At 58.7% G+C, this 3,370-nt stretch carries 6 protein-coding genes; 3 read left to right on the forward strand and 3 right to left on the reverse strand.

Features of this window, described 5'->3' with window-relative positions; translation table 11 throughout:
- Window positions 1-338, reverse strand: a 338-nt coding sequence (locus tag C934_RS35180; protein WP_037089787.1) for an aminotransferase class I/II-fold pyridoxal phosphate-dependent enzyme, incomplete at its 3' end; no start/stop codon positions are given.
- A 272-nt stretch (window positions 339-610) separates the two neighbouring features.
- Here C934_RS35180 and C934_RS0115070 point away from each other — a divergent pair.
- From C934_RS0115070 to C934_RS0115080, 3 genes are read left to right on the forward strand one after another with little or no spacing between them, the layout of a single operon-like run.
- Window positions 611-1,375 carry a heme ABC transporter permease gene (locus C934_RS0115070; RefSeq protein ID WP_026371819.1) on the forward strand — a complete coding sequence of 255 codons (765 nt, stop codon included), beginning with the start codon at window positions 611-613 and terminating at the stop codon, window positions 1,373-1,375.
- Between the two features lies 1 nt (window position 1,376).
- Window positions 1,377-1,532, forward strand: coding sequence for a hypothetical protein (locus C934_RS33685; protein WP_018857488.1), 156 nt, complete (start codon window positions 1,377-1,379; stop codon window positions 1,530-1,532).
- A 1-nt stretch (window position 1,533) separates the two neighbouring features.
- On the forward strand, window positions 1,534-2,094 hold the full coding sequence (locus C934_RS0115080) for a DsbE family thiol:disulfide interchange protein (RefSeq protein ID WP_083929857.1): 561 nt from the start codon (window positions 1,534-1,536) through the stop codon (window positions 2,092-2,094).
- 303 nt (window positions 2,095-2,397) lie between these two features.
- Here the strand turns inward: C934_RS0115080 and C934_RS0115085 are convergent, their stop codons facing one another.
- The gene (locus tag C934_RS0115085) at window positions 2,398-3,093 is read right to left on the reverse strand and encodes a CBS domain-containing protein (RefSeq protein WP_018857490.1); all 696 of its coding nucleotides are present in this window, start codon (window positions 3,091-3,093) and stop codon (window positions 2,398-2,400) included.
- 73 nt (window positions 3,094-3,166) lie between these two features.
- Window positions 3,167-3,370, reverse strand: a 204-nt coding sequence (locus tag C934_RS0115090; RefSeq protein WP_018857491.1) for a cytochrome c-type biogenesis protein, incomplete at its 5' end; no start/stop codon positions are given.

Below are 3,370 nucleotides of genomic sequence, written 5' to 3' on the forward strand. Positions count from 1 at the left end.
GAGGTGAAGATCAGCGCCGCTTCCTTGCCATGCAGGTCGGCCAGTTCGTGCTCGAGCAGAACGTGATAGTGGGTGGTGCCAGAGATATTCCGGGTGCCTCCCGCACCCGCGCCACAGTGATCGATGGCATTCTTCATCGCCTCGATCACCTTCGGGTTCTGGCCCATGCCGAGATAGTCGTTGGAGCACCAGACCGTGACTTCCTTCGGGCCGTCCGCCGTGTGTCGCGTGGCGCGCGGAAAGCTGCCGCGGTGACGCTCAAGATCGGCAAAAACGCGATAGCGACCTTCGCTGTGAAGACCGTCCAGCTCGCTTTTGAAAAACGCCTCGAAATCCATGTCATGCTCCTTGATTCTGCAAGCAGCGATACACCGGCTCCCGAGCCCCGTATTTGATCTCCGTCAAGTTGCTGAACATCTCGCAGGCTCCGTGAGGAAGCACGGCGACGGTTGGAACGCGCCATGCTGTCGCGCCTTTTGTGCTGCCGGCCGGGCTTCGTGCAAACGGGGGCCTGAAGGGGTCTTCAAATATTTTCGATCACTCCGGGTCGCTTCGAAATGTTTGACCAGGATCAATTATCGAGGCGCAATCAGGCGCTATGGCTCGTGGCATGAGTTCATATTCAAACGTCGCAAAATACGTCAAAGGCCTCGCGCAGCCCACCCGGTTCGTCGAAATGTCAGATCGGGCAATCCCCGTTCTATCGGCACTGACGATGCTGTTCTTTCTGATTGGCCTTTACCTCGCCTTCAGTTCCGATGTGGACTACCAGCAAGGCGCGACTGTCAGAATAATGTACATTCACGTTCCTTCGGCGTGGATGGCGATGCTGTGCTACACGGTCATGACGCTGAACGCCGTGGGATCGCTGGTCTGGCGACACCCTTTGGCAGACGTTTCAGCCCGCGTGGCAGCGCCTCTCGGCGCAGCGTTCACTTTCGTGTCCCTTGTCACTGGTGCGATCTGGGGTAAGCCGATGTGGGGGACCTGGTGGGTCTGGGACGCTCGGCTGACGTCCATGTTCGTGCTGTTCATCATGTACCTTGGTATACTGGCGATCAATCGCGCCGTCGACGAGCCGACGCGGGCTGCCCGCGTCTCCGCGGTTCTCATCATCGTCGGGTTCGTGAACATTCCGATCATCAAATTCTCGGTCGAGTGGTGGAACACACTCCACCAGCCCGCAAGTGTCCTGAGATTTGACGGGCCCGCTCTCGACATCGAATTTCTGCGACCGCTGCTGATCATGGGCTTCGCTTTCACCACGCTCTTTGCAACGCTTTACGTCGCATCGATACGAAACGAGATCTGGCGAAGAAAGCTGATCTCTCATTACAGGCTCGCAGCAAGGGCCGCGTCACAAAGGGATAGTTGAGATGACGCATCAGGAGTATGTTTTCGCCGCTTACGCGCTGGCCTTCTCGGTGATGTTTGCGATGGCGGCGAAGGTTTGGATTACCAGCCGAAGCTACCGCCGACAGGTCGAGGCGCTCGCGGTCGTGCGTCGCCGGCCAAATCGCGAAGAACGCTAGGATGCGGAGTTACCTCGTGGCGGCAATACCGCTCGTCGCATTCCTCGGAATCGCAAGTGCTGTCGGCAACGTGCTGTACCGGGAATCGGCCGACGGATACACTCCTTCTACACTCCCCTCCTCCCTTATCGGCCAACCACATCCACATGTGGATCTTCCGCCGCTCGCCGGTATATCAACGCCAGGACTGGCGGACGCCGTCATCCGTGGGCGGGTGACCGTCGTCAACATCTTCGCCTCATGGTGCATTCCATGCCGTCAGGAGCACCCGGTCCTGATGGAACTCGCCAAAGACACGCGCATCACCGTCGTTGCGATCAACTACAAGGACGCTCCCGAAAAGGCGTTGGCGTTTCTACGCGAGAACGGGAACCCTTTCGCCGCAATCGGGATCGATGCAAGAGGCAGGGCTTCGATCGACTGGGGCGTTTATGGTGTTCCGGAGACATTCGTCATCAACCGGGATGGACGCATCGTGGCCAAGCACGTTGGTCCACTCGACGCAGCTGCGCTTGCCAAAGATATTCGCCCGTTTTTGGACCAGGCCCTCGCGGGCGGGTGAAGCTCATCTTGACTTGCGACTCGCCTGGCGATGTCCGATCTGTGGCCGCCACCCGAGCGCCAATCGGAACTTGCCATCTTTGACGTCGATCAAAGATTTCGTTCCGGTACTTTCCTATATTGCTGTCGCGGGTCGGGCGATGCCCGTGTCAATGCTGGGAACTTGACAGAGGCTTGTTCGTTTTCGGGGCGCGAAGCGAGCAAGCCTCCTCGTCCCAACGGCTCCGGTAGGGGTGCCATACGCGACGGCTTCTCAAGGTCATGTTCTCGAAACCAACCGACTGGTTGCTACTGAAGATCGATGTTAGCCCGAGGCAATGTCAGAGCGGTTTGCACTGTCGGGCGTGATGACATGCAGTCGGTCGCGATAGCCGCCGATTCCCAAGCTTTCGACAAGCGTGCGCACTGCTTTTCGCTTCAGATCCGATTCCAGGTGGCCGTCCAGGGTCACTTCGCCGTTCTTGACAGAGACTTGCACCCTTTGCGGCGTCAAACCGAGGTCGGACCTCAGACGCGTACGCACCGCCAGACGAATACTCTCATCCTCCCGAGGAAGCGTGGTCGGCGGCGCGTCGAGAATGATTGCAAGAATGTCGCGCCGGCTCACGATCCCGACAAGTCGCCCGTTCTCGACGATGGGTAACCGCTTGATTCGGTGGGCCTGCAGACTATCGGCGATGTCTGACACCTCGCTGTCCGGCAATGCGACAATGACGTCGGGAGACATGACATCTGCCACGGACCAGCCATGAGTGCGAATGTAGCGTTCAAGGTCAAGTTCCGAGGTGACTTCGGACACGCGAGATGACCGCAGCGAAACCCGGATTTCCCGTCGGAGGAGAAGATCGCCTTCCGTCAGCATGCCACAAACGCGTCCCTCGTCGCTGACAACCGGAAGGCCGCTGATGTTGTTTTGAAGCATGACGGCGACTGCATGCCGCACACTTGCCGCAGGGCTGATTGAAACCACGTTGGTGGTCATTATGTCCTTGGCCTGCATCTCATGTCTCGCTCTTCCGGAATGCTGCTGGCACGACGGTAGGATGAGCAAAGCAATTCGACATTGATCTCAGTCAAAGACCATCGCCATGCATAAGTCGGTCGAGTTTTTTCTCTTCCTCCTCGCTGAGGCGACTGCCGGTCGGCACCTCCACGCGACGCCGTGCGAAGACGATCAGCGACAGGCCGCCTGCGACGGCGAGCAGAAGCGGCGCGCCCCACAGAAGGATCGTCTTCGTTTCGAAGCGCGGCTTCAACAGCACGAACTCGCCGTAGCG

Source organism: Rhizobium sp. 42MFCr.1, from assembly GCF_000377185.1.
Lineage (GTDB): Bacteria > Pseudomonadota > Alphaproteobacteria > Rhizobiales > Rhizobiaceae > Rhizobium > Rhizobium altiplani.

What these genes read in the sequence shown, in the direction of transcription:
- C934_RS0115070 (WP_026371819.1), top strand. Translation starts at nt 611, where the DNA reads ATGAGTTCATATTCAAACGTCGCAAAATACGTCAAAGGCCTCGCGCAG.
- C934_RS33685 (WP_018857488.1), top strand. Translation starts at nt 1,377, where the DNA reads ATGACGCATCAGGAGTATGTTTTCGCCGCTTACGCGCTGGCCTTCTCG.
- C934_RS0115080 (WP_083929857.1), top strand. Translation starts at nt 1,534, where the DNA reads ATGCGGAGTTACCTCGTGGCGGCAATACCGCTCGTCGCATTCCTCGGA.
- C934_RS0115085 (WP_018857490.1), bottom strand. Translation starts at nt 3,093, where the DNA reads ATGCAGGCCAAGGACATAATGACCACCAACGTGGTTTCAATCAGCCCT.